General features: G+C 42.4%; 20 protein-coding genes, 4 tRNA genes and 1 pseudogene. 16 read left to right on the plus strand and 9 right to left on the minus strand.

Annotated elements, in window-relative coordinates; all coding sequences use genetic code 11:
* Positions 1-102 precede the first annotated feature (102 nt).
* Entirely contained in the window at positions 103-1047 is a 945-nt protein-coding gene (locus F885_RS08225; protein WP_005317621.1) for a cation diffusion facilitator family transporter, read from the plus strand.
* A gap of 31 nt (positions 1048-1078) precedes the next feature.
* On the opposite strand, the gene F885_RS08220 is transcribed toward F885_RS08225, so the two are convergent.
* A complete protein-coding gene (locus F885_RS08220; RefSeq protein WP_005317624.1) occupies positions 1079-1417 on the minus strand; it encodes a hypothetical protein in 339 nt (112 codons plus the stop codon).
* 228 nt (positions 1418-1645) lie between these two features.
* Here F885_RS08220 and F885_RS08215 point away from each other — a divergent pair, with 228 nt between their 5' ends.
* Together F885_RS08215 and F885_RS08210 are read left to right on the plus strand one after the other, a co-directional pair.
* Positions 1646-3256: a hypothetical protein gene (locus tag F885_RS08215; RefSeq protein ID WP_005317627.1), complete on the plus strand. Its 1611-nt coding sequence runs from the start codon at positions 1646-1648 to the stop codon at positions 3254-3256.
* 179 nt (positions 3257-3435) lie between these two features.
* Positions 3436-4371 carry a hypothetical protein gene (locus F885_RS08210; RefSeq protein ID WP_005317630.1) on the plus strand — a complete coding sequence of 312 codons (936 nt, stop codon included), beginning with the start codon at positions 3436-3438 and terminating at the stop codon, positions 4369-4371.
* Positions 4372-4414: 43 nt separating this feature from the next.
* Here F885_RS08210 and F885_RS08205 read toward each other — a convergent pair.
* From F885_RS08205 to F885_RS08175, 7 genes are all read right to left on the minus strand, one after another.
* A tRNA-Glu gene (locus tag F885_RS08205) sits at positions 4415-4490 on the minus strand.
* Positions 4491-4590: 100 nt separating this feature from the next.
* Positions 4591-4666, minus strand: a tRNA-Glu gene (locus tag F885_RS08200).
* Positions 4667-4879: 213 nt separating this feature from the next.
* Entirely contained in the window at positions 4880-6286 is a 1407-nt protein-coding gene (locus tag F885_RS08195) for an amino acid permease (RefSeq protein WP_004803879.1), read from the minus strand.
* Between the two features lie 110 nt (positions 6287-6396).
* Positions 6397-6472, minus strand: a tRNA-Glu gene (locus tag F885_RS08190).
* Between the two features lie 69 nt (positions 6473-6541).
* A tRNA-Ala gene (locus tag F885_RS08185) sits at positions 6542-6617 on the minus strand.
* 58 nt (positions 6618-6675) lie between these two features.
* Positions 6676-8184, minus strand: coding sequence for a glutamate--tRNA ligase (gene gltX, locus F885_RS08180; RefSeq protein ID WP_005317633.1), 1509 nt, complete (start codon positions 8182-8184; stop codon positions 6676-6678).
* 105 nt (positions 8185-8289) lie between these two features.
* A complete protein-coding gene (locus F885_RS08175) occupies positions 8290-8532 on the minus strand; it encodes a DUF4179 domain-containing protein (protein WP_374755504.1) in 243 nt (80 codons plus the stop codon).
* A 471-nt stretch (positions 8533-9003) separates the two neighbouring features.
* On the opposite strand from F885_RS08175, the gene F885_RS08170 reads away from it, so the two are divergent.
* The 8 genes and pseudogenes from F885_RS08170 to F885_RS08135 all read left to right on the plus strand — a co-directional run bounded on the left by F885_RS08170 (position 9004) and on the right by F885_RS08135 (position 18222).
* Positions 9004-9999: a sulfate ABC transporter substrate-binding protein gene (locus tag F885_RS08170; protein ID WP_004803885.1), complete on the plus strand. Its 996-nt coding sequence runs from the start codon at positions 9004-9006 to the stop codon at positions 9997-9999.
* Positions 10000-10196: 197 nt separating this feature from the next.
* Positions 10197-11117, plus strand: coding sequence for a 16S rRNA (cytosine(1402)-N(4))-methyltransferase RsmH (rsmH, locus tag F885_RS08165; protein ID WP_004803887.1), 921 nt, complete (start codon positions 10197-10199; stop codon positions 11115-11117).
* A gap of 2 nt (positions 11118-11119) precedes the next feature.
* The gene (ftsL, locus tag F885_RS08160; protein WP_004803889.1) at positions 11120-11458 is read left to right on the plus strand and encodes a cell division protein FtsL; all 339 of its coding nucleotides are present in this window, start codon (positions 11120-11122) and stop codon (positions 11456-11458) included.
* 10 nt (positions 11459-11468) lie between these two features.
* Positions 11469-13302: pseudogene (gene ftsI, locus F885_RS08155) on the plus strand (penicillin-binding protein PBP3).
* Between the two features lie 3 nt (positions 13303-13305).
* Positions 13306-14805, plus strand: coding sequence for a UDP-N-acetylmuramoyl-L-alanyl-D-glutamate--2,6-diaminopimelate ligase (locus tag F885_RS08150; RefSeq protein ID WP_005317638.1), 1500 nt, complete (start codon positions 13306-13308; stop codon positions 14803-14805).
* Between the two features lie 22 nt (positions 14806-14827).
* Positions 14828-16225 carry a UDP-N-acetylmuramoyl-tripeptide--D-alanyl-D-alanine ligase gene (locus F885_RS08145; RefSeq protein WP_005317641.1) on the plus strand — a complete coding sequence of 466 codons (1398 nt, stop codon included), beginning with the start codon at positions 14828-14830 and terminating at the stop codon, positions 16223-16225.
* Positions 16226-17344 carry a phospho-N-acetylmuramoyl-pentapeptide-transferase gene (gene mraY / locus F885_RS08140; protein ID WP_004803897.1) on the plus strand — a complete coding sequence of 373 codons (1119 nt, stop codon included), beginning with the start codon at positions 16226-16228 and terminating at the stop codon, positions 17342-17344. It abuts the gene before it with no gap.
* A 59-nt stretch (positions 17345-17403) separates the two neighbouring features.
* Positions 17404-18222, plus strand: a complete 819-nt coding sequence (locus F885_RS08135; protein ID WP_005317643.1) for a putative RNA methyltransferase — start codon at positions 17404-17406, stop codon at positions 18220-18222.
* Between the two features lie 15 nt (positions 18223-18237).
* Here the strand turns inward: F885_RS08135 and ponA are convergent, their stop codons facing one another.
* On the minus strand, positions 18238-20832 hold the full coding sequence (gene ponA, locus F885_RS08130; RefSeq protein ID WP_005317646.1) for a penicillin-binding protein PBP1a: 2595 nt from the start codon (positions 20830-20832) through the stop codon (positions 18238-18240).
* A gap of 162 nt (positions 20833-20994) precedes the next feature.
* Between ponA and F885_RS08125 the strand changes: the two genes are divergently transcribed.
* The 5 genes from F885_RS08125 to pilQ are packed head-to-tail and all read left to right on the plus strand — an operon-like array spanning position 20995 to position 26167.
* Positions 20995-22053, plus strand: a complete 1059-nt coding sequence (locus F885_RS08125) for a pilus assembly protein PilM (RefSeq protein WP_004803903.1) — start codon at positions 20995-20997, stop codon at positions 22051-22053.
* Positions 22053-22703: a PilN domain-containing protein gene (locus F885_RS08120; RefSeq protein WP_005317648.1), complete on the plus strand. Its 651-nt coding sequence runs from the start codon at positions 22053-22055 to the stop codon at positions 22701-22703. Before F885_RS08125 ends, F885_RS08120 begins: the two co-directional genes overlap by 1 nt.
* Positions 22700-23437, plus strand: coding sequence for a type IV pilus inner membrane component PilO (locus F885_RS08115; protein ID WP_005317651.1), 738 nt, complete (start codon positions 22700-22702; stop codon positions 23435-23437). The genes F885_RS08120 and F885_RS08115 overlap by 4 nt, the downstream gene beginning before the upstream one ends.
* Positions 23438-23439: 2 nt before the next feature.
* Positions 23440-23967 carry a pilus assembly protein PilP gene (locus F885_RS08110; RefSeq protein WP_005317654.1) on the plus strand — a complete coding sequence of 176 codons (528 nt, stop codon included), beginning with the start codon at positions 23440-23442 and terminating at the stop codon, positions 23965-23967.
* A gap of 16 nt (positions 23968-23983) precedes the next feature.
* Positions 23984-26167: a type IV pilus secretin PilQ gene (gene pilQ, locus F885_RS08105; RefSeq protein WP_005317656.1), complete on the plus strand. Its 2184-nt coding sequence runs from the start codon at positions 23984-23986 to the stop codon at positions 26165-26167.
* Positions 26168-26186 lie beyond the last annotated feature (19 nt).

A 26186-nucleotide genomic window follows, 5' to 3' on the forward strand; every position in this document is an offset into this window, starting at 1 on the left:
AAGCACTTTATTAAGAAGAATCTGAACCAGCCAAAGCGATTTTCGCCTTGGCTGACTTTAAGACTGCAACAGGTCTTATTCAATTATGATAAGGAGTCCAACATGGGTGGACATCAAGGGCATGACCATAGTCATGCAGCGGTCACTGAAGGTAATATCAAAAAACTCACCATTGCGTTGATACTGACTTCAACTTTCTTAGTGGTTGAAGTGGTTGCGGGTTTAATCACCCAGAGTTTGGCGTTACTGTCCGATGCAGCACATATGTTTACCGATGCCGCTGCATTAGCGATTGCTTTAGTGGCAATTAAAATTGCCAAACGTCCAGCAGATAACAAACGTACTTTTGGTTATCAGCGTTTTGAGATTTTGGCAGCCTTATTTAATGCCTCGATGCTGTTTTTTGTGGCAATGTACATTCTGTACGAAGCTTACCAGCGCTTTACGCAACCGCCTGAAATTCAAAGTGTCGGTATGTTGATTGTGGCGAGTTTGGGCCTGATTATTAATTTAATTTCCATGAAATTGTTAATGTCTAGTGCGGCTGAAAGCCTGAATATGAAAGGTGCATATTTAGAAGTGCTGAGTGATGCATTAGGTTCAGTGGCTGTCATTGTGGGTGCTGTGGTGATCTATTTCACCAATTGGTACTGGGTCGATACCATTCTTGCAGTTGCGATTGGTTTTTGGGTATTGCCGAGAACATGGATTCTGCTCAAGCAGAGTATCAATATCTTGTTGGAAGGTGTGCCAGAAGAGGTCGATATTGAAAAGCTGCGCAATGATCTACTGGGATTGGATGGGGTTGAGAGTATCCATCAGTTAAAGGTCTGGGCGATTACCTCGAAGAATATTCATTTGATTGTGCATCTGTTTGCACCGAGAGCTGATCGTAATCAATTGCACCGTGCTGCGATTGAGATGTTATCGCATGAGCATGGCATTGCTGAAGTGACCTTGCAAATTGAAGATGATGAAGAAATGAATTGTCAGCATACCCATCAACACGATGAGAAAGCTGAACATGATCCTTCACATCAGCATTAAGCTGATGTGAAGATTTGTTTTGGAATAATGATTAATTCTGCCATTCGTTGTTGCAGTCACGGCATTTCCAATGTTTTTGTGCCTGCATAAACGCTTGCATTGAAATTTTAAAATCAGGTAGATCACGCCAGAATAAAACCCCTGCAATCACACAGATCGCAAACACCACGACGGTCGCAATTTGCAGACCTTGGCCTGCACCATTGCCAAAAATCCACATCGCAACGCTAATCAAGACCAAAATTAATAAAATAAAAATGGCAGGAACCAGAAGCACCAAACTTTTGGGTACGTTAGGGCGAGGGCTGTTGGCACCCTGACTGGCAGGCATAATTTTCACGCTTTGACATTTAGGGCAACGGTATTGCATAGAGGATTCCTATTCTGTTTTGTCCATTTTAGCGAAAATTATGCAAAAGCAAAAATCTTGAGCCTTTCAAATACATAAATTTACTTATTTTGTTGTTTGTGATGCCACAAAGTCGATTTTTACATTTGCTTGAAAAGCTTGCTACAGCTCGTCTAAAGCCATTCGCAAAAGTCAGGGCAGTCTGCTAAGTTGCAAGATGAGTGGGTTGAATAATGCGAAAGGAAACGCATGTTAAGCACCAAGATTCTAAAGTTGCGTTTATCTCGCATTCAGAAGGGCAAAGAACATTTATCCAGCCAAGATAAGTTGATGTTGGTGACGATGCAAAGCCCTGATCTCAGTGCGCACTTCCTACTACGTTTATTTAAGGTGACTTTACCCAAGCAATGGAAATTCAGGCATGAGGATGATGAAGACATTCTCTATGCCAGCCAATTGATTCAGTTGATTGAAGATGAGCTGCTGAGTGCTTATGAGTCGCATGCGCGTAAGTATGCATGGTATGAGCAATGTTTGGTCTATCGTCTGAATTTCATTGAGACTCAGCCGAATCAGCAACATATCAATGGCTATCTACGTCAGTTGGATCGCTGTCTGGATCAACAACCGAAAATTGATCTTTTGCATTACTTTCAACAGCATTATCCAAGTGCGCAACATGCGATTGCGCTAGCCAAAGCCTACGCAGGGGCAGCACAATACAGTCAAGCAATTGAATACTATGAATGGGCGGCACAACAATCGCAACAGCGTAATGAAACTGCCTTTTATGCTTATATTGATTGTCTGTTGAGTCGTAATCAGCCTGAATATCAGCCACAGTTGAGTGATGTTGAATATGCGCTGCATTTGTTACTCCATCATCTGAAACCGATTGACCAGAACAACCAGACTCAACGATTACAGCGTGCGGTCAGTTTGTTATTACCTGAGTCGATACTGCGGACACGAGCTTCAAATAGCAATCTATTGGCAGATATGGGACGTGGCCTAAATTCACTAGGGAAATCCTTAAATAGCATTTTTGGGGCTAAGCCATCGCATATTCCTTTTAGTCAGGAGGTGATTGCAACCGCACCGCAGCTTTTAACAGTACAGTGTGTGCTCTCAAGCTTAGTTCAGCAAAACACGATGCAAGTCGCCTGGCAGCATCTTCTGGAGCAAGGTACGGCCAATACAGGGCTAGCTGATCTACCGCTGACTTATTTATGGCAAGCCATGCAGCAGAATGCAGAGATTTTGTGTCTATTACAGCAACCTGTTCACCATGAGGAATTGCTTGCTCAATTGACTCCAATTGAATCGAAGCCAAAGCCTGCTTTTGATCTGGGGCATATTCAGATGATTCTGGAACAAGGGCTGATGGCGTATTTAGGAGACATCCGTTTGAATAAACAACATCCTGAGCGCAATGCACTCTATGCGCAACGTGATGTGGTTGTTCAGGAGATGATTACTTTTGCCGTCTGGTTCAATCAGGAGGTTTTAGCTCCATATCTGCAACAACAAAGCCAGCAGTTTGAGCAAGTACGAAACGGATTGAGATTATTGGATGGATCGGCTTTAAGTAGTGGATTATTTGCCTTGCAGTTTGAAATACAAAAACGTGTGCAGGATCTCGCTGATTGGATGACGCTAAAACTGGTAAAAGGGAATGAATTTGATCAAATGCAAGCGGCTTGGGTGGCGTTACGTGAATGCTCGAATTTTGGTGGTGGGCAGGAGAAAGTGCAGCGACTTGAGTCCACATTAGAGCAGTATAAAACGTTGCGTTCGAGTCAGATTCTCGTTACAGCAATTGAGAATGAACAACAACTGAAGCAAGTTGATGAGTGGTAGCGTTTTCTGAAAAAGATGAAATGAATTGGAAGAATAAATAATTTGAAGCTGTGCAACAAAAATAAGCAAATTGCTGTGCAGAGCATGCTAATCTACAGAAAAACGTCTAATAAGTTCAGAAAGCAGATCGACGCTCATAAGAAAAATGAGCCAGTAGCAAAGGGAAGAGGGAGAGCATCTTGAATCGACAAGATGATAAAAAGGCGATGTTCGATATTATGCCAGCAGATGTATCTTCATCTGATGATAAACCATCATTATCACGTCGACTAATTAATAAAACATTGCAACATGCACAAGATGCGGTGGAATTTGCCAGCGATACTTCTCGTAACATTGCAGGTGTGGCAGATGCTGCACTAGATGCCTTAGATCATGTCACACACCAGACCAAGCGCGGTGTTGAAGGAGTGCGTAATACGGTACGCGATATGGTGTCAGAAACGAGCGAGGTCGCACGTCAGGTTGCTTTGGCGATGGCAAGAACATCATTGGGGAAAAGCAGTCTCACCTTATATTTACCAGAAATGCTGTTGAATAATCAAATTCGTAAAAGAATGGATCGCAGCGAAATTGATGATATTAAAATTGAATGTGGTAATGATCGGTTCCATATTGAACTCGATGGACACTATCATCGTTTTCTGTATCGACTTTCGCTCGAATTTAATGTCTTAGAGTGTCGTATTGGGCAGGAAAAGTATTTGCGTCTGCGTCAAGTCGATGAGCATCTTGATCTACAAATTCGCCATGGCGGCACCTTAACCAATTGGGCTGCACGTCGAGTGGGCAATGTCAGTTTTGAATTAATTAATTCTTTGCCGATTCCATTCTTGATCAATCATCTGATTCGTGATGTCCCAGGGATTCAAAAAGAAGGGCATCGCTTGTGGTATATCGATCTGGAAGAAGCGGGTTTTATTGATTTCATTAATAACCGTTCGTGGATGGTGGATAAGTTATTGAACCTGACCGATTTTAGTATTTTACCAGGTTTAAATATCTTGCAGGAAAGTCGTGAGTTGGTACAACAACTGGTTGATCAATTCGAGATCCGTGGCCTACGTGTGCAGTCTGGACGTCTAGAAGTTCAGGTCGGTATTGGCAGTGAATAGGCAATAAAAAAGCCACTGTCAATGCAGTGGCTTTTTCAGAATTTGGCGTCCCTACGGGGATTCGAACCCCGGTTACCGCCGTGAAAGGGCGATGTCCTAGGCCTCTAGACGATAGGGACATATCTGAGGAAATTTACCTGAGCGTCGTATGTAAAACATATTGATCGCTAGGCCTAAATTCTCGGCAAAGATTTTATCTTTGCTTTTCCTCGAATTTAGTGGCGTCCCTACGGGGATTCGAACCCCGGTTACCGCCGTGAAAGGGCGATGTCCTAGGCCTCTAGACGATAGGGACGTTTCAGAGGTGGGCGTATATTAGGGTGAATTAGATAGGGTGTCAAACACTTTTCTGAATAAAATTTAAAAAAAGTGAATAAGTGTCTAAAAATAAAACATATTGCAGAATAAATAATCAAAAATAAGCAGTTAAGCGAAAAAATCATCAAACAAATGGTTTATTGGTAGATATAAAAAATGCAGCTTAAGCTGCATTTTTTCTGAGATCTGATTATTTACGGTTTCGATAGAAAACATAATGACTTAGATAACATGCAGCAATAAACAGTAAACAACCGATAAAGCCTGCTTGCATCTCAGGATCTGCCGCCATACTTAAGCCAGTAATAAAGCAGAAGATAAAACCTAAGATGGGTACGATAGGATAAAGCGGTGCAGCAAATTTTAAGTCTTTTGCGGTATGGCCCGCTTTGTACCATTGGCGTCTAAAGTTAAATTGACTCCAGCAAATACTCATCCAGACAATGACCATGGTGAATGCTGCAACACCTAATAAATTCTTAAAAATCGTTTCAGGGGCAAAGTGCTCTGATAACAGACCAGGAATCGCACCAAACATGGTCACGACCAATGCAATAATCGGGGTGCCACTTTTTGATAAGCGCGAGAATACACTTGGTAACTGACGCTGATCTGATAAAGACCACATCATACGTGATGCAGCATAAAGACCTGAGTTTGCAGCAGAAAGGAGTGCGGTAATAATCACGAAACGGATAATGTCGTCGGCATAAGGAATACCAATATAGTTAAATACCGTTACGAAAGGACTGCTACTCACCCCTTCACCACCTAGGCCGGCGACTTGGAATGGAAGTAAAGCACTGATCACCACGATTGTGCCGACAAAGAAAATCAATAAACGCCAGATCGCGGCATTGATTGCCTTTGGAACATTCTCAGCAGGGTCTTTGGTTTCACCTGCAGCAACACCAATCAATTCTGTGCCAGAAAAGGCAAAATTCACAATCAACATGGTGGTAAAGATTGGAATAAGCCCTTGCGGGAACCAACCGTGTGCGGTCAAATTGTGAAATAGTGGTGCTGATTCATAGCCTTGGAATGGAATGAAACCAAAAATAGCCATCAAGCCTAGAATGATAAAGGCAATGACGGTGACTACTTTAACTAAGGCTAACCAGAATTCGGATTCGGCGAACATTCGGGTTGAGGTGAGATTTAATCCCAAAATGGTGACTGCAAAGATAATGGTCCAGATCCACATGGAAATGTGTGGAAACCATTCCTGCATCAGCAAGGCCGCAGCGGTAAATTCTGTACCTAAAGTTGCGGTCCATGTGAGCCAGTAGACCCAAGAAATCATATAACCTGTGCCTGGACCAATATATTTTTGAGCGTATGCACCAAAAGATCCAGCAACAGGCATGTGTACTGCAAGCTCACCTAAGCAGAGCATGACCATATAAGCAATTAAGCCACCTAAAACATAGGCAATAATTGCACCCACAGGGCCGGTTTGAGCGATAACTTCGCCAGAACCTAAAAACAGACCTGTACCAATCGCGCCACCTAAAGAAAGCATGACTAAATGGCGAGTGCTCATGGCACGCTTTAGCGTTGTTGGTTCTGAATTCGCATTTGAGTTGGAAGATTGCATACGACAATTTGTCCAAGCATAGAGAAGCGGCTATTTTATGGAAAATTCGAAAATGTGCAATCTGCTTGAGAAAGATTATTAGAAAAATATAATTATTATATTCGAGAATATGGCGTCCCTACGGGGATTCGAACCCCGGTTACCGCCGTGAAAGGGCGATGTCCTAGGCCTCTAGACGATAGGGACAGATGAGGCAACACATACATGACTGAAAGCCTAACTTCATCTCGGAAAAGCATTGCGATTTCGAGAATCTGGTGGAGCCAAGCAGGATCGAACTGCTGACCTCTACAATGCCATTGTAGCGCTCTACCAACTGAGCTATGACCCCAGAATGTGTGAGCGCAATATTAGGGGGAATGCGCTCACACGTCAATCATTAAACTGAATTAAGTCTCACTATTTGCATCATTTTTCGGCAATTTTAGTGATTCATTTAGCTTTTCCCAAACTTTTAGCTCTTTCTTGCTTGGTCCACCGACAAGTTCTAGGGCGTGACGTAAACGTGCAAAAGTCAAATCAGGGCCGAGAGTAACCATCGCTTGCATGACAGGTGTTGAACTGGTCGAACCTGCAATCGCAATAAAGAAGGCTGGCATGAAATCACGTAATTTGATTTCCATCTGATTCGCCAAGTCCATCAAGGTTTGGCTGACAGTGTCGTTATTCCAAGTAAACTGACTTTCTAAACGCCAAATTGCAAATTGTAGGCTCTGACGAACTTGTTCTTCGGTCAATTTTTTGCTTTCAAACTGCTCTTTGCTGATTTGTGGCATATGGTTGAAGTAAAAACCAGCCCAATTCACGGCTTCAGAGAGCAAGTTGATACGCGGTTGAATCGCAGCAGCGATATCTTCAAGGGTTTGACGATCACTTTTCCATGCCAATAAACGATCTAAAAGCTGTCCTGGCGTCAATCCTTTGATCCACTGACCATTGAGCCAGTTGAGTTTTTCAACATCAAAGATTGGTCCACCCAGCGAAACACGCTGTACATCAAAGTTTTGAATCATGTCTTCTAGGGTGAATACTTCACGTTCATCAGGCATTGACCAGCCCATACGACCTAAATAATTTAATAATGCCTCTGGTAAAACACCGATATCACGATAGTAGTTGATTGAGGTTGGGTTTTTACGTTTAGACAGTTTTGATTTGTCTGGGTTACGCAATAATGGCATGTGACACAATGTTGGCATGTCCCAACCGAAATATTGATACAGCAATTGATGCTTGGGTGCAGATGGTAACCACTCCTCACCACGTAACACGTGAGTGATTTCCATTAAGTGGTCATCCACAACATTGGCAAGGTGGTAGGTTGGTAAACCATCCGTTTTGAGCAGCACCTGCATGTCAACTTGTGCCCATGGAATCTCAACTTCACCACGGAGTAAGTCATTAATTTTACAAATGCCTTCCTCTGGTACTTTCATACGGATGACATGTGGCTCACCAGCAGCAAGACGACGTTGTACTTCTTCTTGTGATAATTTTAAGCCGCGGCCATCATATTTAGGTGTTTCGCCACGCGCTTGTTGTTCTGCACGCATTTGATCAAGTTCTTCTGCGGTTGCAAAACAATAGAAAGCGTGACCTTTTTCAACCAAATCAAGCGCGTATTGCTTATAAATACCCATACGCTCTGATTGGCGATAAGGGGCATGTGGGCCACCCACATCTGGACCTTCTGACCAGTTCAGACCTAACCAACGCAAAGAATCTAAAATCATCTTTTCAGATTCAGGCGTTGAGCGAAGTTGATCCGTATCTTCAATACGTAAAATAAACTCACCGCCATGCTGTTTGGCAAAACATAGATTAAATAACGCAATATAAGCTGTGCCTACATGTGGAAAACCTGTAGGAGACGGCGCAATACGGGTACGAACTTTCATAAATGATCGGAGCTTAAATTTAAATTGAAACTATTATAACGAAAAAGCCTAGTCACAGCATGACTAGGCTTGATTTAAACATGTGAAGGGGCACATATTTAAAATTTAAGAAGTATGTGGCTGGAATATGGTTTGAACGAAACGTGAAAAACGTTCATGTTGACTGGCAAAGAACGTTTGCGTTGGTGTGGTACGAATCGTATTCAACATTTTTAACTCATCGTCTGACGATGGTAATAAACCGGTATTACGTTTTTGCTGGTCAAGCGCTTTAACAATTAAGCTTGAAGATGATTTATCAATTGTTTTTATGTTATTGCTTTCTTTAATTGCTGCCGCATGCCCCATTTGAACAGAAGCTGCTAAAAATAAGCTTAAGCATAGTGCTTTTTTCAATTTTAATGCTCGCATTGCTCACATCCCCTTCATGATTCTGAGTCTACAAGACTAACCAAACAACTATAGTATTGCTTTAATAATACGATTTAAACATAAATCTTAATAAAAAAGTATAACTACGTCACACTTTTTACAAAAATCTTAAAATTTGACACATCTTGACATGTATTTATAGCAAAATGGCTACTTTGTGTGCAAGTTGAATTTAGCAAGCAAATGTGTAGAAAAAGTGGAGAATGATAATTTTTCTCATTTTGCCATAAAATAAAAGGCTGAGTATTGTTTTAATACAAAAAATACGCGCTAGTACTATATCTTAAAAATAGAATAGTAATAAATTTATTGATATAACTATATGATTGTAAATTATTTTTAAAGAAATATAGTGGTGACAAACGGGGCGAAATGAGTAAACAATAAATGAAAACTGTCATCGCAGCAGCATTGTTGGCGTTGGGCTTAAATGGTGTAGCACAAGCGGCAACTACTTTTTTAAACGTGTCATATGATCCAACACGTGAGTTTTATCAAGAATACAATCAAGCATTTGGTCAGTACTGGAAAAAGAGAACAGGGCAAGATGTTGACTTCAAGCAGTCGCATGGTGGCTCGGGTAAACAGGCGCGCTCAGTCATCGATGGTTTACAGGCAGACGTCGTAACGCTCGCATTGGCCAATGATATTGATGAAATTGCCAATGCCGGTTTAATTCGTAAAGACTGGCAAAAACAATTTAAAGACAATTCGGCACCCTACACTTCAACGGTGGTGTTCTTGGTGCGTAAAGGCAACCCAAAGAATATTCGTGACTGGAATGATTTGACCAAGTCAGGTGTGGAAATTATCACTCCAAATCCAAAAACCGGTGGTGCACCACGTTGGATTTATTTATCGGCTTGGGGTTATGCATTGAAACAGCCGGGTGGTAATGATGCCAAGGCGCGTGAATTGGTGAAAAAGCTTTATCAAAATGTCAAAGTCTTGGATTCAGGTGCACGTGGTTCACTCACCACTTTTGCTGAACGCGGCATTGGTGATGTGTTGTTGTCTTGGGAAAATGAAGCATTATTGGCAACTCAAGGCTTAGGGAAAGATAAATTTGAAATTGTGTATCCTTCAATTTCGATTTTGGCTGAACCTTCTGTGGCAATCGTTGATAAAACCGTAGATAAAAATGGCAACCGTCAATTGGCGCGTGGTTACTTAAATTTCCTTTATTCGCCTTTAGGGCAAGAGCTGGCTGCGAAATATTATTTCCGTCCACGTAATCCACAGGTTGCTGCTAAATATGCGCAACAATTTCCAAAGATTAAACTATTCAAGATTGATGATGTGTTTGGTGGTTGGGCAAAAGCACAAAAAACACATTTTGTGAATGGTGCGATTTTTGACCAGATTTATGCGGAAAAACCATAAATCTAGTTGTTACTGAGATTAAAGAGAACGATCGAAAAGCAAATACCGAAGGTGTTTGCTTTTTTATTGAGTGAAAAATGATAAGAAAACGGTTTTATCTATGAAAAGTTAAGAATTCTCTACAAAAAGTCGTTTGGTGCTGGCATAAAACAAGGTGATAATGTGCAGTTACATTTTCAGCTGTTGATTCATTTCTTATGTCGCATATTTCTGTCTTACTTCATGAAACCGTTGATGGCGTATTGGCAGGTCGCGATACTGGTATTTTTGTCGACGCGACCTTTGGTCGTGGTGGGCATACCAAGTTGTTACTTTCAAAATTAGACCAAAATGCACGTGTTTACGCCTTCGATAAAGACCCGCAAGCCCTTGAAGTTGCAGCACAATTAGAACAAGAAGATTCACGTTTTAAAATTATTCATGCCAGTTTTGCAGATATTCAATCCGAGTTAGCTCAAATTGGTCTGACTGAAGTTGATGGCATTATGGCTGACTTAGGGGTTTCATCACCACAACTGGACCAAGCTGAACGTGGTTTTAGCTTCATGCAAAATGGGCCGCTGGATATGCGAATGGATAATTCGCAAGGTCTAACAGCAGCTGAGTGGTTGCTTGAAATTGAAGAAGAAAAACTCGCAAATATTATTTACCAATACGGTGAAGAACGTTATAGCCGTCGGATTGCCAAAGCCATTAAACTGGCAGGTGAAATGACAACGACTGCCCAACTGGCAGAAGTGGTTAAAACCGCACATCCAAAATGGGAAAAGCATAAGCATCCTGCAACGCGTACTTTTCAGGCGATTCGTATTGCTATTAACAAAGAACTCGATGATATCGAGACATTTTTACCGCAAGCTGTCACATTATTAAAACCAACTGCACAGCTGGCAGTGATTAGCTTTCATTCTTTGGAAGATCGTTTAATCAAGCAGTTTATTCAAAAAGAATCGAGTTTGGCTGAAGACACTGGCTGGGGGATGCCTCAAGCACAGGTCGATACTCGACGTTTAAAGAAAGTTTCTCGTATTCGTGCGAGTGAAGCAGAAGTAAAAGCAAATCCTCGTTCGCGTAGTGCATGGCTGCGTGTGGCTGAGCGTTTAGAGCAAAAAGGCTGAGAATGAACAACAAGAATGATGACGACGTTAAACCAAGCAGCAGAAAAGGACTGAAAAAGGTCGTTGTGTATGCTGTACTCGTTGCATTGGTGTTTACAAGTGCGATGATGGTGGTGTTCCAAGTATTTGAATACCGTCATGATTATCGCGACTTGAGTGCATATATGCGTGAAAGAGATGATTTAAACGCTGAATGGGGGCGTTTATTGATTGAACAGCAAACCTTTGGTGCAACCGCACAGATTGGTTCTCGCGCAGTCACACAACTACGTATGTTCTCACCTCCAGCCACGCAGACGGTTGTGATTTCTTTACCTATGACTTCAAAGCAAGATAAATAAGGCATGCTGTATGGCAGATAAGCGAAGTAAACCAATACGAAAAAAACAGCAGTCTATTTCTGAAAGACCGACCCTTGCTTTGGATATGTGGCGATTTTATCTGCTTTGGGGAACGGTACTCCTTTGTTTTGTTGTGTTGATTGCGCGTGCGTTCTATGTGCAAGTGGTCAATAAAGACTTTTTGCAAAATAAGGCCAATGCCAATATTTTAAGGACTGAGCGTTTAGAGGCGATGCGTGGTGTGATTAGTGATCGCCATGGCGTACCTTTGGCGATTAGTACCCCGATCATGAAAATTGTGATGGACCCAAGGGATTATTGGGAAACCAAACAGCAATTTGATGACATCACGGCAGAACTCAAAAAAGACCCGAATAATCGTAAATTAAAACGTCAATTGCCTGATAAAAACTTGAACCTAGATGAATTGGCAGATGCAGTGGGTGTAGATCGTGCAGATTTAAAGAAACAAATGCAGGCACGTCCACGTTCACGTTATTTAGTTTTGCAAAAAGAAATTCCACCACAACAAGCTGACTTGATTACCAAGCGTAATTTCCAAGGCGTTTATGCAGAGAAAAGTTATAAACGCTACTACCCACAACCGCAGCCGAATGCACAGATTATTGGTTTGACCAATAGTGAAGGGGTGGGGATTGAAGGTTTGGAAATGCAACTGAATAAACAGTTGTCAGGCATGGATGGCGAGCAGAAAATTATCCGCGATAAAAAGGGTAATCGTCTGAAAGTTTCTGAAGTCATTAAAGAAGTTGAATCAGGTGAAAATGTCACCCTGAGTATCGACTCACGTTTGCAATATATTATGTATCGTGAACTGACTGCTGCGGGTGTGGCCAATAACGCTCGCTCTGCAACAGCAATTGCGGTTGATGTCAAAACGGGTGAAATTTTGGCGATGACCAGTTGGCCGTCATATAACCCGAACGATAAGAATGGTCTCAGCAATAAAGATGCGATGCGTAACCGTGGCGCGATTGATATGTTTGAACCAGGTTCAACCATGAAGCCATTTACAGTGGCTGCTGCCTTGGAAAGCGGTAAATACACGCCAAATACGATTGTTAATACTTCACCGGGATCGATGCGCCTAGGTTGGCATACCATTCGTGATACACATAACTATGGTGCTTTAACCGTTTCAGGCGTCATTATTAAATCTTCGAACGTCGGTTCGGCAAAAATTGCCCTGTCTTTACCAAAAGATACCGTTCCATCTTTCTTTAGACGTGCAGGTTTCGGCCATCGTTCAGCGGTGAAATTTCCAGGTGAAAGTTCTGGTTTGCTTTATTCTGGCGATAAACTCAATCCATCGCAGTTGGGAACGATGGCATATGGTTATGGTCTAAACGCAACAATTTTGCAGGTGGCACAAGGCTATGCCATGTTGGCAAATCATGGCGTACAAATGCCATTGAGTTTGCGGAAATTGGATAAGGCCCCAGAAGGCACACAGGTATTGAGTCCTAAAATTGCCGATCAAGTACTGACCATGCTTGAACAAGTGACCATGCCTGGTGGTACAGCGAAACAAGCGGTAATTCCTGGCTATCGCGTTGGGGGTAAGACAGGAACAGCCCATAAATTACGTGCAGACCGTAAAGGTTACTCAAACAGTGAGTATCGTGCTTTATTTGCAGGGGTTGCGCCAATCAGTGATCCGCGTTTAGCCATGATTGTCGTGGTTGAAAACCCACAAGGTCGTTATTACGGCGGCTTGGTAGCGGCACCTGTATTTGCGCGTATCATGCAAGAGTCTTTACGCCTTTTGAATGTGCCTTTAGATAAACCACTTGATACTTCTATAAAATCCAATCCGTAGGTAAATTATGTCGATTCGTTTTCAACAGATACACCCGATCAGCATAGATGCGGCTTGGTATACCCAACCTTTTCAGGGTTTTTCTTTGGATAGCCGCAAGGTTGAGAAAGGGCAAATTTTTATTGCTTTAAATAGCTATAGCCAACCTGAAAAAACACGCCAGTTTGCACAAAATGCTTTGGATGCAGGTGCATTGGCCGTAATCAGTGAGGCACCATTGGGTCTCGCAAACGAATGGGTTTGTGCTGATGTCCGTTATCAAATGGGCGAATGGCAGAAGCAGTATTTACAAGCGACTGATCCTGTTCAGCCTTTACGTGGTATTGCGGTGACAGGAACCAATGGCAAAACCACGATTTCACGCCTCATTGCGGAGCTGATTAGTTCACAAGGTAAAGGCTGTGCAGTAATGGGGACGACAGGTAACGGTATTCTGCCAAATTTAACCCCATCCACACATACCACTTTGGATGCACTGCAACTACAGCATGCGTTACATGACTATGCCAAACAAGGCGCGAGCTTTGTCGCACTGGAAGCCAGTTCACATGGTTTGGAGCAAGGGCGTCTTAATGGTTGTGAGCTTGAAATTGCGGTGTACAGTAATTTAAGTCGTGACCATCTGGATTATCACGGTACTTTGGAAGCTTATGCTGAAGCCAAAGCTTTATTATTTAAATTCAAGACATTAAAAGCTGTAGTGATCAACTTGGATGATGCACATGCACATCTCATGTTGAATGCTGCAAAGGCGAATCCGGCACAACCTAAAATTCTGACGTATTCTTTGACTCAGACGACAGCAGATTATCATATTGTGGATTTGCAATATCGCTTGAGTGGAGCAAGTTTTACATTAATCGCTCCTACGGGTCACTATGTGGTTCAAAGTCCATTACTCGGACAGTTCAATGTTGAGAACTTATTGGCCAGCCTGATTGCTGCTGAATATGCAGGTTTTACGCTTGCTGACTTAGTCCAGTTTGTACCGCAGCTCCAAGGTGCACCAGGTCGTATGCAAGTCATTCAAGATGCTGAGCGTCTATTTGTGGTTGATTATGCGCATACACCTGATGCTTTGATCCAAGTACTGACGACCTTAAAACGTCATGTGACTGGACAATTATGGGCGGTATTTGGTTGCGGTGGCGATCGTGATCGTGGCAAACGTCCACTCATGACGCAAGCTGCACTTGATCATGCCAATCCCGTTGTGCTTACTTCGGATAATCCGCGCACTGAAAATCCTGAACAGATTTTTGCGGATATGAAGCAAAGCATCAATTTCGCAGAACATGAGATGCATGAAATTCATGATCGTCGTGAAGCGATTAAATTTGTGGTGGCGCAAGCCCAAGCAGGTGATATTGTGGTGATCGCGGGCAAAGGACATGAAAACTATCAGGAAATTGATGGGGTTCGCCATTGGTTTGATGATGTGGTTGAAGTGCAGTCTGCGATTGATGCACAGCCACATCCTGTCGATTCAGCCTATCCTGCGCAATAAGGTTAAAAGGTAAATAAAGCGTATGCATACTTCAACGACCAGTACTGTTCCATTACAACCTTGGACCGCAGAACAATTACAGCAAGCGACCCAAGGCGAGTGGTTTCAACAGAATATTCCACAAGGTGAAATTAAACGTATTTTAACGGACTCGCGTCATGCAGAAGCTGGCGATGCTTTCCTTGCATTAAAGGGTGAACGTTTTGATGCGCATAATTTTGTCGCACAAGTCGCTGAACAAGGGTGCCAAATTGTGATTGTTGATCATCCTGTCGATGCGGATATTGCACAGTTGATCGTAAAAGATACGCGTTTGGCTTTGGGGCAGTTGGGTGCTTATCGTCGCCAACATAATCCTCAATTGAAAGTGATTGCGTTAACAGGCAGTAGTGGCAAAACTACCACCAAAGAAATGTTGGGTAGTATTTTATCTCGCTTGGCGCCGACCTTAATTACCCGTGGCAACCTGAATAATGATCTCGGTGTCCCGATGATGTTACTTGAGCTGCGTCCTGAACATCAGTATGCCGTAATGGAACTGGGTGCTAGCCATCAAGGTGAAATTGATTACACCTCCAATCTGGTTCAGCCACATGTGGCAGGGATTTTAAATATTGGTACAGCGCACTTGGGTGAGTTTGGCGGACGTGAAGGTATTTGCCGCGCTAAATCAGAAATCTATGCGCATATTTTGCCTCAAGGCACTGCGATCGTGCCTGCACAAGATGATTTTGCAGCCACTATTCGTGCAAATGCACAGGCACACTCGATTCTGAGCTTTGGTGAAGGTGGTGATGTCTTTGCGACCGATATTCAGCTTCATCCTCAATCGGCACAATTTCATTTGCATACTCCACAAGGCAAACGTTCGGTAAATTTACCATTCGCGGGTGCGCATAATGTACAGAATGCAGCAGCAGCGACCGCATTTGCTTTAGCGATTGGTATTGCATTGGATGATATTGTGCAAGGCTTAGAGCAGGCACAAGGTGCCAAAGGTCGTTTGAACTTTATTCAGCAGCAGAATCACCTGTTTATTGATGATACCTATAATGCCAACCCAACCTCCATGCGTGCAGCAGCACAGGTGCTCTTGCAGCAGCAAGGCTTAAAAGTCATGGTGATGGGAGATATTGGTGAGCTAGGTGACAGTAGCTGGCAAGAGCATCATGATCTCGGCCGAGACTTGGCATCGTTACCGTTAGAGCATCTGGTTGTCGTCGGTGAATTCGCTGAAGCAGCGCAACAAGGTTCATCTCATTCAGAAAAGTTACATGCCTTTGCAACACAGGCAGAAGCATTACCGTTTTTAATTAATTTAGTCCAAACACATCAACCCCAGTCAATGAGTTTCCTATTCAAAGGGTCTCGTTATACCCATATGGAAACGTTGATGGCTGACTTGATGGAGAAAATTTAAATGTTGTTATGGTTATTTGAGCAATTGGCGGACTATAACAGTTCGTTTCAGGTTGTTCGTTATTTAACATTGCGCTCTTTGTTGAGCTTACTGACGGCCTTGACGATCGGACTGGTTTTAGGACCAGTGATGATTCGTAAATTACAAGCATTAAAATATGGTCAGGCTGTGAGTTCTTTTGCGCCTGAAAACCATGCCAAAAAAATGGGAACCCCAACCATGGGCGGGATTCTTATTTTACTCTCCATTGGGATTAGTACCTTGCTGTGGGCTGACTTATCTAACCCATATGTTTGGATTGTACTGGGTGTCATGGTGGTGTTTGGTGCTGTTGGTTGGGCGGATGACTGGATTAAAGTTCGTTATAAGGACAATGCGGGTTTACCTGCACGCAAAAAATTCTTCTGGACCTCAGTTGCCTCTTTGGGAGCTGGTATTGCACTATATGTGATTGCAAAACAACAGGACAGCATCGAGCATACAGCCAATATGTTGGATTTGTTGATTCCATTCTTTAAGAATCTTTCTATCCCGCTTTCAGCTGTGCCGTTAGGTTTAGCCTTTATTGCATTTACTTATCTGGTGATCAATGGCGCATCCAATGCGGTGAATCTTACCGATGGCTTAGACGGTTTGGCGATTATGCCAATTGTCATGGTCGCAGCGGGTTTAGGCGTATTTGCTTACTTATCTGGTGATATTCGTTTTGCCAATTATTTGCATATTCCTTATGTAAAATATACCTCTGAACTGGTGGTGATCTGTTCTGCCATGGTTGGTGCTGGTTTGGCCTTCCTTTGGTACAATGCACATCCGGCTCAAGTCTTTATGGGCGATGTCGGTGCTTTGGCACTTGGTGCGATGCTTGGTACCATTGCGGTGATGGTTCGTCAGGAAATCGTATTTGCCATTATGGGTGGTGTGTTTGTGATGGAGGCGATTTCTGTATTCTTGCAAATCGGCTCATTACGGATGCGGAATAAGCGTGTGTTCTTGATGGCGCCTTTGCATCATCATTATGAAAAGCAAGGCTGGAAAGAGACTCAGGTTGTGATTCGTTTCTGGATTATCACGATTTTCCTCGTCGTGTTAGGCTTAATGACCTTAAAATTACGTTAAACCAAGATTCAAGAAAGAAGCTGGTATTGACCAGCTTTTTTTATGTTTGGAGAAAATAGATGAGTTTGTTGATGTGTCCTGTTTGTCGCCAATCCTTGAATTTGGTTGAGAATTCTTGGCGTTGCGAAAAAGGACATCACTATGATGTAGCCAAACAAGGCTATGTCAATTTACATGTGGTGCAGCATAAACACAGTAAAAGCCCAGGGGATACCCCTGAGTCAGTGCTGGCACGCCGTGAATTTTTGCAAGCAGGTTTTTATCAGCCCTTGCAGCAAGCTGTAGTTGAAATTCTACAGCAACTTAAACCTCAAGCCATTTTAGATATTGGTTGTGGTGAGGGGTATTACACCAGTGCTATGCAAGCACATACCCAACAGTGTATCGGTGTGGATATTGCCAAAACAGCTGTCCAGCGCGCAGCAAAGTTAAATGCAGAGGTTATATGGGTGGTGGGAACAGGTGCAACCTTACCCGTGCAAGATCATTCCATTGACATTTGTACCAGTCTATTTAGTCCGATTCCACAAGATGAAATCGTCAGAGTCTTGCGTGATGATGGTTATTTAATTGTGGCAACACCTGCACCTAAACATCTTTATGATTTACGTGAGGCATTGTTTGAGCAAGTGAATTTGCATGAACCACAAAAATTTGTAGAACAGCTAGATGCTCAGTTTGAGTTAAAGCAGGCACAGGTTGTTGAAGCACTGCTACAGTTGGATCAACAAGCATTAAAGAATTTAATTGCGATGACGCCTTATGCTTATAAAGCAAACCCTGAACGACGCAAAGTACTTGAGCAAGTGCAGCAATTTGCAGTGACTGCCGCCTTTCAGATTTATCTATTCCAAAAAAGAAAGAAGCCATCAATGTGATGGCTTCTTTCTTTTTTACTGGATTTGATTGATCAAATGCTCAATCCCATCCTTTTCTTTTGGTGGTGGATTCTGTGAATTTGAACCCATTGCAGGCGGTTGTTTTTTCGCTGGGACAATAGGCTGCTCATCAGTCACTGGCGTTGTTCCAGGGAGGTCTGAGAAATCATTTTGTGTTGAGCGAACTGGTGCAGGTGGTGCAGGGCGATAAAGTGGGCGTGCCAATGGTGGAGAGGCACGATACTCTTTTTTATCTTCGCTTTGCTGGATTTGTAACTTATCACGAGAGATTGGATCTTTCGCTTCTTTATCCAAACGCACCCAAGCTGATGGGGTGTCTTTTAAAGATTTACCCATAAAGTTGGTCCAGATTGGAAGTGCAGCAACACCCCCATATTCACGACGACCCAGTGTGCGCGGTTGGTCAAAACCGACCCAAGCAATTGCAACTAAGTTCCCATTAAAACCTGCGAACCAGGCATCTTTAGCATCATTGGTTGTTCCTGTTTTACCACCGAGATCATCACGACCAATTTTAAGTGCAGCTCGACCAGTACCATGTTGGATTACATCCCGTAAGATGTTGGCCATATCGTAAGCAGAGCTTGATTTTAAAATACGTTGTGCTTGACGATAATCACTATTGGCTTTTGCTGTTTGTGCCGCATCAGCAGGCATTATTTGTGCTTCAGAAGCAGCAGAGACTTCATCTAAAGTTTGGTTGCTAACTTCTGTCACCTTGTCTTTAGATTCATCAGCTTTCACTGTTTGCTGTTCGGTATTCGTATTTGGATTGCTGATACATGGAATACACGCATACTCAGGCTTTGCTTCATAAATCACTTTACCCGCCGCATCTTCGATACGTGTAATAAAGTGCGGTTGAATACGATAACCACCATTGGCAAAAGTTGCATAACCTGTTGCCATTTGAATTGGCAGTACCTGCGGTGTACCTAACGCAATGGTATAGTTACGTGGAATCTGATCTTCTTGTAAACCAAAATCCATAAATAGTTGACGGGTACGTTCAATCCCAACGTTTTGTAATAAACGCACTGAAACGGTATTACGGGATAAATAAAGCGCACGACGTAAAGGGATCATACCCAAATAGCGACCATCAGAGTTTCTTGGAGACCACTTACCAATGGTAATTGGGCTGTCATTGACCATGCTGTATGGGGTCATGCCGCGTTCCAAAGCCAATGCGTAGACAAAAGGCTTAATGGTAGAACCAGGTTGTCTCCAACCTTGTATTGCGCGGTTGAATTTAGATTGATAGAAGTTATATCCACCCACAACGGCTTCAATTGCACCATCATTGGGATTAATTGCAATAAGCTGTCCTTGGACTTTTGGAACTTGAACCAAAGACCAAACCGTTTTGCCTTCATTTGGACGTAGACGGATAATATCTTTGACTTTGACAATTTGTGAGGCATTGGATGGTGCACCACCGACACTATTGGCATTGCGGTATGGGCGAACCCATGACATCCCAGACCAGTTGACCGTTACTGTTGAGCCATCTTGCATCAAGGCATCAAAAGAATTGTTATTGACCTTGATTACTTGGGCAGGATAAGTGTTTGCATAAGCAATAAATTGTTTGAGTGGTTTGTCATGTGCTTCGGGACCACGCCAGCCATGACGACGATCATAAGCCTCTAAGCCATCTTGAATGGATTGCTCTGCATAACGTTGACGGTTGCTGTCAACAGTCGTGTATACCTTATAACCTGAGTCAACTGCTTGTTCACCAAAATGTTCGACCAGTTCTGAACGAACCATTTCACCGACATAGGGGAATACATTGCTGACCGAGCGATCAATCATATTTAAGTTGATGGGTTCTGCAACAGCTTGTTGGTATTGATTTTGGTTGATATAGCCCAGTTGTAGCATACGTCCTAAAATCCAGTTGCGACGTTCAAGTGCACGTTCAGGATTAACCACTGGATTGTATTTTGAAGGTGCCTTCGGTAGACCTGCAATCATTGCCATTTGTGCTGTGGTCAGCTCGCCAATATTTTTGTTGTAATAGACACGTGCTGCAGCAGCAATACCATAGGCATTTTTACCTAAGAAAATTTTATTCACATAAGCAGCTAGAATTTCTTGTTTTGTTAAGTTTTGCTCGATTTTTCGTGCCAAAAATACTTCAGTTAGTTTGCGTCGAAGTGTTCGATCTGGGCTTAAATAATAGTTCTTTGCCACCTGCATGGTAATGGTTGAGCCCCCAGTTTGGACATCAGACCCTGTAACAGATTCAGTAAGTGCTCGCCCAAGCCCTTTAAAACTAATACCATTATGTTCAAAAAAGGATGAGTCTTCCGCTGCTAAAAAAGCATGAATAAAGGTTGGAGGAATCTGCTCATACTTAACTGGAATGGATAATTTTCCGCCATATTCTGCAATTAACTGATTATCTGCCGTGTAAACTTGCAATGGTTTTAGTAAAGGCGCTTTTTTAAGTGAACTCATATCTGGCAATGAAGGTGCGAGATAGAGATACATGCCATAAAATCCCATTGGAAGTGAGACTAAGATAATAATAATGATCAAAAAAAATGGGCGAACAATACCAGAACTGGATAGCTTTTTCATAATAAGTAAGTTTTAATAAGAGCGAATGGCAAACTAATTGTGGTCAGTATATCCTTTAGACATGCGGATTGTTAGATGAGTTATTGTATCCGTAGCAATTAAAGACCAAAACAAATTAGTGTGTTGTATTTTTGGGGATAAAAAAATAAATAGGAAAGTACTGTGCTCAGGTTATATCGTAAACCAAATAAGGGGTTAACGGGTGTCGATATTAGTTCGACAACTGTTAAATTATTGGAGCTCTCTGTAAAGAACGGTAGATATTGGGTTGAAAGTTATGCAGTGATGCCATTGCCTGAAAGCAGCGTGGTTGAAAAAAGCATACTGAATCCAGAGGCGGTAGGGGATGCGCTTGAGAGAGTGGTAAACCTTGCAAATCCTCACACCATGAATGTTGCGATTGCAGTACCAACATCGATGGTCATTAATAAGATCATCGAGATGGATGCTGACATGACGGATGAAGAACGAGAAGTTCAAATTCGTATGGATGCTGAGCAATACATTCCGTTCCCATTAGATGAAGTGAGCCTAGATTTTGAAGTTTTACCTGATCGTTTGGCCAATCCAAACCGGGTAAATGTGCTCTTGGTTGCAACGCGCACCGAGAATGTAGACACGCGTGTAGAAGTGCTTGAACTGGCGGGTTTAACTGCAAAAATTGCAGAAGTTGAAAGCTATGCTATGGAACGTGCGTTCAGTGTGTTTGCAGATACATTACCAATGGGCGCAAATACGGTGGGCATTTTGGATATTGGTCATACTATGACGACCTTATCTGTCATGCAAAAAGGCAAGATCATCTATACACGTGAGCAAGTGTTTGGTGGCCGCCAATTGACCCAAGATGTACAAAGTCGCTATGGCCTTTCTTTTGAAGAAGCTGGTCGTGCTAAAAAAGAAAGAACCTTGCCCGATGACTATGACACAGAAGTCCTAGAACCTTTCTTGGACGCCGTCGTACAACAAGCCGCACGTTCACTCCAATTCTTCTTTTCATCTTCTCAATTCAATGAAATTGATCATATTTTACTGGCTGGTGGGAATGCCAATATTCCAGGCCTAGCTAAGCTATTACAACAAAAACTCGGTTATCGTGTCACCATTGCCAATCCATTCCTACAAATGGGTTTTTCTCCCCAAATTGATATTAAAAAAATTGAAAACGATGCTTCCTCTTTGATGGTTGCATGTGGTTTGGCATTGAGGAGTTTTGATTAATGGCAAAGATTAACTTACTCCCTTGGCGTGATGAGCTAAGAGAACAAAGAAAGAAACAGTTTGTCGCATTTTGTGTTGGGGTTGCTGCATTAGGGGTTGCATCAGTTTTTTCGGGATGGATATATTTTGATCATAAATTGAATGATCAGGAACAAGCCAATCAACTGATTGTGAGTACCAATCAGAATTTAGATACTCAATTAAAAGCATTGGATGGCCTACAAGAACGACGTAATGCGATTATTGAACGCATGAAACTGATTCAAGGTTTACAAGGACAACGTCCTGTTACGGTACGTTTGGTTGATGAGTTGGTACGGGTCACTCCTCCAACCATGTACTTAACCAAGTTTAGTCGTATAGGGGATAAATTCACGATTGAAGGAAAAGCTGAAAGCCCAAATACGGTGGCTGAACTTCTACGTAATCTAGAAGCTTCTCCTTGGTATCGCAATGCCTTTATGAATTCCTTCCTTGCCGTGGATGAAAACAAAAATAAAGACAAAACAGCAAGTTCTTTGGTGCCTCGGGTTGAGGAAAATTATGGAAGCTTTGTTGTCACTGTAGATTTAGGTGAAATCGGGACAACTGCTGAGGCTGAACCAACGTCAGACGTTGCAGCATCAGGGGCAGTAGGGGTGACAAAATGAAGTTAGATAAATCGGATGATTTAAATCAAGACACCGTTGCTGTGAAGAAAAAGAAAATGACGGTAGACCAATTCTTCCAGCAATTTAATACGCTGGATATGAATAACTATGGCAGTTGGCCATTATCGGTCAAAATTACCTGCTGGATTTTTGTTTTCTTGGCGGTTGCAGCATTGGGTTATTTTGTGGTGATTAAGTCACAACTTGAATCGATTACCAATGAACAGGCTAAAGAACAGAGCTTGTTGAATGAGTTTAAAGAAAAAGATTCAAAGTTACGTAATTTGCAACAATATCAAGCCCAATTGCAAGAAATGGAAGCCAACTTTAATCAACAGTTAGAGCAATTACCGAAAGAAACTGAAATTCCGAGTTTGGTTGAGGATATCAACTTAACCGGTGTGAATTCAGGACTGAAATTTAAAAATATTCGTTTAGAAAATGAAATCAAACAAGAGTTTTTTATTGAGCAGCCAATCAGTATTGATGCCACAGGTGATTATCATGCTTTTGGTGCCTTTGTGACGGGTATTGCAGCATTGCCACGAATTGTAACTTTGCATGATTTTACGGTTGTTGCGACAGCCGATACCCAAAAGAAATCTGATATCCCTGTGGTGAACTATAGCGTTAAAGCAAAAACATATCGTTATGTTGGGGCGGATGAGCAAACAAAGAATACTGTTGGTACAGCTAAAGCAGCAACTACTCCACCTGCACAAGGAGGGAAATAGTAGTGAAAAATTATAAATTATTACTGGGTTTATTCATTGGAGCGAGTTTGGTTGGGTGTGATTCACGTATTGATGCAGTGAATCAAAAGATGGCAGACATTCGTAATCAGCCGCCTTTGCCGATTGAGCCCGCACCTGTTTTTACCCCTGTGCCTCTGTTTAACTACTCAGCCCATCAGCTTAAAAGTCCATTTATGCCAAGCTCATTGGCTGCTGAATTGAAGATTATGGCGGGGAAACGGGTTTATCCGAATTTTAATCGCCAGCCACAGCCTTTAGAAAGTTATGCGCTGGAATCGTTGAATATGAAGGGTAGTCTGCGTGGTAAAACCAGCAATACCATTGCCCTGATTCAGACACCAGACGGTCAAATTGAACGTGTGCAGGTCGGAAGTTATTTGGGGATGAATCAAGGGCGTATTATTAAAATTAGCCCAACCCAAATCGATTTGGTGGAGATTGTACCTGATGGTCGAGAAGGCTATGTCGAGAGACCTCGTACACTCGTTTTAATTGGACCAGCGCCGTAAGATTAAGGGAATAAAAATGAAAAAACAGTTTAAAGATTCTTTATTTGGGGAAGCGAAGACCATGAATCATGCATTCCGTCAATTTTCTATGGGTGCGATTGCGATTGCGGTGATGCAAGTGGCATCAGCGCAAGTGAGTATGACCAATATCGTACCAATGAGTTTGGGTGATCAAGGCACGGAAATTCGTGTGATGTTTAATGGCCTTCCACCACAACCGCAAGCTTATCAACTTGAACAACCTGCTCGTTTGATTCTGGACTTTGATAAGTCACAACAGGGTCTAAAGCAAAACTCGATTCCAGTATCAACCGCTGAAGCGAGTTCGATTGAGGTTGCATCGGATGATCAGCGTTCACGTGTGATTGTGAATTTAAAAGATGCGGGTGCATTTACTACACGTGTTGAAGGCAATACCTTTGTTCTTAAAATTAACTCAGCCAAACCTGCTGCTATAAATACACCTGCTGCCGCTGCGCGCCAGGTACAGCAAGGTGTGTCAAATATTGGTTTCCAAAGAGGCAACCAAGGTGAAGGCTTGGTTGTGATTGATTTGCTGGGGAATAATACTCCTGTGGATGTGCAACAACAAGGCAGTAAAATTGTCGTGCGTACAGCAGGGAATAAAATTCCGACACATTTAGCCCGTCGTTTAAATACCAATGATTTTGCAACACCTGTGGCCAGTATTGATGCTTATAATGATAAAGGCAATGGCGTCATTACCATTCAATCTGCGGGTAGCTATGAGTATATGGCTTATCAGGCAGAGAATAAGCTCACTATTAGTCTGAAACGCCCTATAGATAATTCTCCAGCCAAAGCCAAGACACAAACGTATACTGGGAATAAAATCTCTTTAGATTTTCAAGATATTGAAGTACGTCGAGTGTTACAACTATTGGCTGATTTTACCAGTATTAATATGGTGGCAGCAGATACGGTACAAGGCAATATCACACTGCGTCTTAAGGATGTGCCATGGGATCAGGCCCTCGATATTGTGCTCAAAACTAAAAATCTGGATAAACGCCGTAATGGTAATGTAATCTGGATTGCACCAGTATCTGAACTGATTAAGGCGGAAGAAGAAGAAGCTAAAGCGATTGCGCAAAGCGTGAAACTAGCACCGATTCAGACTGAGTACATTAAACTAAGTTATTCTAAAGCTGCTGATATATTGAAATTAATAGAGGATGCCCGTGATGGTAAGGGTGCATCAGGGAGTAGAGCGGCAAATGCAAATACAGATGCTTTAGCTTTGGAAAGTTTATTGAGTTCACGAGGCAGTGCAGTTGCTGATACACGAACCAATACCCTGATTATTAATGATACTGCCCAGAATATTGATAAAATCCGTAGAATGGTGGATTTACTTGATGTCTCGGTTAAGCAAGTGATGATTGAAGCACGGATTGTCAGCGCTAGTACCGATTTTACCCGAGAAATGGGGGTGAAGTGGGGGATTTTATCGCAAGGAATTACAAATAATAATGATCTTTTGGTTGGTGGTAGTGATCAGACATTATGGGATTTGAGAAAACCGACTAAGGACAGTAATACGGGGGGGTGGAAATATGAAATTGAGCGTCCTGATAACCTCAATGTGGATTTAGGTGCGGTGACACCTGGTGCAAGTCGTATTGCTTTTGGTTTGATTAGTTTATCTGATTTTATGTTGGATCTGGAGTTATCAGCTGTTCAAGCGGATGGTTATGGTGAGGTGATTTCAACACCTAAAGTCATGACTGCAGATAAGCAGCCTGCAAAAATCGAATCAGGTAAGAAAATTCCTTATACCTCTTCTACGGGTGGTGGCGCCAATGCAGTGCCGAAAACCGAGTTTATTGATGCAACCTTAAGTCTAGATGTTACCCCAAGTATTACGCCTGAGGGTAAAGTCATGATGAAGTTGAACATTACCAAAGACTCGCAAAGTACACCAACACCGACTGGGCAACTTACCATCAATAAAAATCAAATTGATACCAATGTATTGGTCGATAATGGTGAAACGGTGGTTCTCGGCGGTATTTTTGAACAGGAAAATATCACTTCTCAAGTGAAAGTGCCTTTCTTGGGTGATTTACCATATATCGGGCGATTATTCCGTAGAGATATGAAAACGGATAATAAACGTGAACTGCTTATTTTTGTGACGCCGAGAATTGTTAATGACACTTTGACTAGAAATCATTAATATATTTTCAATAATTGCA

This window comes from Acinetobacter higginsii, assembly GCF_000369845.1.
GTDB classification, from domain to species: Bacteria; Pseudomonadota; Gammaproteobacteria; order Pseudomonadales; family Moraxellaceae; genus Acinetobacter; species Acinetobacter higginsii.